The organism is Mucilaginibacter sp. P4_E8, from assembly GCF_056401495.1.
In genome coordinates, this window is record NZ_JBFUJG010000272.1 from 1 (window position 1) to 3,478 (window position 3,478).

Consider the following 3,478-nt stretch of genomic DNA (forward strand, 5'->3'; position numbering starts at 1 on the left):
TGGTAACCAATCACCTCAAAAAAAAACTGGCCAAAATTCCGGGCTCAAACCCCGATAAAGAAGTACTCACTATGGTTTGGGCGAGGGACAAGCAATGTTTTTTTTGTGATGCAGGGGGCAACTACTGGCGAATGTATTGTTTTTTGAAGGATACTAAAAGCTATGACCTGGTACTTACCCAGCAACAAGCTTATGAAGGCGGTAAGGCATTTGGTAAATTTCAATTACTATTATCAGACCTGGATACCAATTTACTTTACGAAACCATACCGGGTTTTCATAACATAGCTATGCGGCTGGATAGATTGAATAAAGCTGTACTGCTTGATGTTGAAAATCGGGTTAAAGATGTTTTGCCGGAGTTAACGTTTGTTATTGAAAGGGTCGACACGATGGTTACTATTTTGAACTTAGGAAAAGAAGGAAAATTGCCTTTGCGCATTATACACAACGATACTAAATTCAACAACATATTGCTTGATATGGATGATCATGAACAGTGTGTGATTGATCTTGACACCGTTATGCCCGGCTACGTAGCATATGATTTTGGCGACGCTATCCGCACCATTATCAATACCGCATCCGAAGATGAGAACGACGTTACAAAAATCAACCTTAGTATTCCGTTATTTAAAGCTTATACAGAGGGATATCTTAAAAGCGCCGGTGACTTTTTATCAGATATGGAAGTTAAATCGCTTGTAATGGGGGTTTTGTTAATACCCTATATGCAAGGCGTACGTTTCCTTACAGATTACATAGAGGGCGATGTTTATTATAAAACACGCTTTGCCGAACATAATTTACAGCGTACCAGGGTACAGTTTCAGCTGCTTAAAAAGCTTGAAGAACAATATGCTGTTTTAGATCAGATAATTCAAGACGTAGCAAAAACATATAAGAAATTAACATCCCAAATAGAATGAAAGAATTAACGGTACCATTTTTAGGGCTTGTAAGTAAAGTAAGCCCTATCGCGCACGTATCTTTTTTATTAGATAGTTATGAAAAAAATCACATTGGAATGGTGCCATGGCCTGGTGATGGCTATAAGCCGGATGTGCATTTTGCAATAGCTTTTGGTAACGATAATATTTTTATAAAATACTATGTGAGTGAAAAATCTGTAAGGGCAATTTATAAGCAGCCTAATGAGCCGGTTTATAAAGATAGCTGCGTAGAGTTTTTTGTAGCTTTTGGAGACGAAAAGGGTTATTACAATTTTGAGTTTAACTGCGCAGGCACATGCATGTTGGGTTTTGGAACCAACAGAACAAACCGCAAACTATTACCGGAGACTACTATAAGAACGATAAGGCACCAAACTAATTTAAAMCTGGTAGATAATAGCGGACAGGGTGGTATTGGCTGGGAACTTACCCTGATGATACCATTAGAAGTGTTTTGTAATCATTCCATTTCATCATTAAATGGGAAGCAATGCCGGGTTAATTTTTATAAATGCGGTGATGAGCTGCCCGACCCACATTTTTTGGCCTGGAATGATATTAAATCTACCGATCCTAACTTTCATTTGCCCGAATTTTTTGGAAAAATGAAATTTGAAGATCGAATATAAATATTTAGCCCATTCATAGTAAAGTAACGAAATATGAAAATGAAATTTACTCTAATACTGTTGTTATTGAGTGTTGTTGTTTCGGCGCAGGTTAAAACGGGTGGGGTTTACCAGGAACTTCCAGACCCGAAACCTGTTCAACAGGAAAGCTGGAATTTGTTAAAACCGGGTGTTTATGTAAGTTTTGCTTCAACAGATATTCGTTATGAGAAACGCAATGCCCCTTCTATATTTCCGTTACAAACCCAATGGCAAACCAAAGCATGGAAGGGCGAAAAAGTACATACCCAATTCCTGGTATGGACCACCCGTAACCTGCAACAATTAAGTTTTGAATGGAGTAGGCTCGAAGATGATAAAGGCCATAAAATCCCTGTAAAAAACATCAGTGCAAATTTTGTACGTTATGTGATGGCCGATGGACTGAATAATGAAGGTGGCGGCTGCGGTATCCAGGCCGGTCATGATTCCTCTCTTGTAGAGGATGTTATTGATCCGGTAAGAGTTCTTTCCGTAACTAAAAACACTACCCAGCCTGTTTGGTTAAGCGTTAAGGTTCCTGCTAATGCTGTTAAAGGCATTTATAAAGGTTATGTGAAAATCAGGGAAGGCAAAAATAAGTATCCTGGTATTTTGTATTATAGCATAGAAGTACTTGATCATACCCTGCCTGCACCCCAATACTGGAAATTTCACCTTGATCTGTGGCAAAATCCTTATTCGGTTTCCCGGGTATATGGTGTAAAAGCCTGGTCAAAACAACATTTCGATATCATGCGCCCCTATATGAAGATGCTGGCAGATGCCGGTCAGAAATCAATTACCACTACACTGATCTATGACCCGTGGAATAGCCAGACGTATGATATTTATGGATCAATGGTGAAATGGACTAAAAATAAGAATGGTTCATGGACTTATGATTATACAGTTTTTGATAAATGGGTAACTTTTATGATGTCGATGGGGATTAATAAGTTTATCAACTGTTATAGTATGATTCCCTGGAATTTGAAATTTTATTATCATGATGAGGCTCTTGGAAAAGACACCGCGATCATCGCTAAACCTGGTACACCGGAATATGATGCACATTGGCGCCCCATGCTGGCCGATTTTGCCAACCATCTTAAAGAGAAAGGATGGTTTACAAAAACAACTATCGCTATGGATGAAAGGCCTATGGCAGATATGCAAAAAGCGATAGCTTTAATAAAAAGTGCAAATAAGGATTTTAAAATTTCACTTGCAGGTAACTATCATCCCGAAATTGAGAAAGATTTGGTTGATTATAGTGTGGCCTCAAATCAGGCTATAGATAGCGCTACTATGCTATTACGTAAAAGAGCAGGATTTAACACCACATATTATACCTGTTGTACAGAGGGGCATCCTAACACATTCACCTTTTCGGCACCGGCAGAATCTGCCTGGCTGGCGTGGTATGCAGCTTACAAAGGATATGATGGGTACTTAAGATGGGCTTACAACTGCTGGACAAAAGACCCCGTACGTGATACACGGTTTGGATCATGGTCATCAGGAGATGCTTATTTGGTTTATCCGGGCCTGCGGTCTTCTATCCGCTTTGAGCGATTAATTGAAGGTATCCAGGATTTTGAAAAGATCAATGTGCTGAGGGGCGATTTTATAAAAAGAAACCAGCAGGATAAACTGCGTGAACTTGAAAAAATATTAAGCGGTTTTGATATCGGGGTGTTAAGTCATAAAAATGCCGCCGAAATTCTGCGTATTTCCCAGAACAGGTTAAACAGTTTATAGGTAATTAAAAACCTTTTACTTTGTTGAATTTTATTCGTTATTCTCTTTCATTTAATCGTTTTTTTAACTTTATTTACTATTAGAAATTACTCGAAAATGACAAATTTGAAGTCT

At 38.6% G+C, this 3,478-nt stretch carries 3 protein-coding genes; all 3 read left to right on the top strand.

The genetic code is table 11. The annotated features are described in order from the left end of the window. Positions 1-929: phosphotransferase enzyme family protein (locus AC1DRQ_RS30250; RefSeq protein ID WP_477429651.1), on the top strand; the 929-nt coding region annotated here is incomplete at its 5' end. Next, positions 926-1,582 (top strand): carbohydrate-binding family 9-like protein, encoded by a 657-nt coding sequence (locus AC1DRQ_RS30255; protein WP_477429653.1) that lies wholly within the window; start codon positions 926-928, stop codon positions 1,580-1,582. The genes AC1DRQ_RS30250 and AC1DRQ_RS30255, both read left to right, overlap by 4 nt. 39 nt (positions 1,583-1,621) lie before the next feature. Next, positions 1,622-3,364, top strand: a complete 1,743-nt coding sequence (locus AC1DRQ_RS30260; RefSeq protein ID WP_477429655.1) for a DUF4091 domain-containing protein — start codon at positions 1,622-1,624, stop codon at positions 3,362-3,364. Positions 3,365-3,478 lie beyond the last annotated feature (114 nt).

Coding starts and splice junctions, on each gene's coding strand:
- AC1DRQ_RS30260 (WP_477429655.1), top strand. CDS start 1,622: ATGAAATTTACTCTAATACTGTTGTTATTGAGTGTTGTTGTTTCGGCG.